1 pseudogene is annotated in these 320 nt (G+C 80.9%); it reads left to right on the top strand.

Annotated elements, in window-relative coordinates:
- Positions 1-320 (top strand): annotated as a pseudogene (locus GT030_RS06525) (hypothetical protein); the annotation flags it as partial.

Raw genomic sequence — 320 nt, 5'->3', positions numbered from 1 at the left:
GGCTGGTACGTCGCCGCCGAGGGGCCCGCGCAGGGCGCGGGGCAGCAGCTCTGGGACCAGGGGCCGGTCAGTGCCGTCAGCGGCGCGCACAGCCTGGTGCTGGGCACCGGGCAGAGCACCGGCGACCTGCGCGGCTACGCCCGGCTCGCCGACCGCGCCGTACCCGCCGTCTCCCGCGCCTGGGGCGCCCGCTGGGCCCGGCGGGTGGTCGTGCTGGTGCCGCGCTCGCTGGACGGCATGGCCGCGCTGCTCGGCTCGCCCGCCGCCCGGTACCGGGGCATCGCCGCCGTCACCACCGCCGAGACACCGGGCGCCGGGCG

Origin of the sequence: Streptomyces sp. SID1328 (assembly GCF_009865595.1) — a bacterium.
In the GTDB taxonomy this organism is placed as follows: domain Bacteria; phylum Actinomycetota; class Actinomycetes; order Streptomycetales; family Streptomycetaceae; genus Streptomyces; species Streptomyces griseoluteus.
This window is presented reverse-complemented; position numbering and strand designations above follow the sequence as displayed.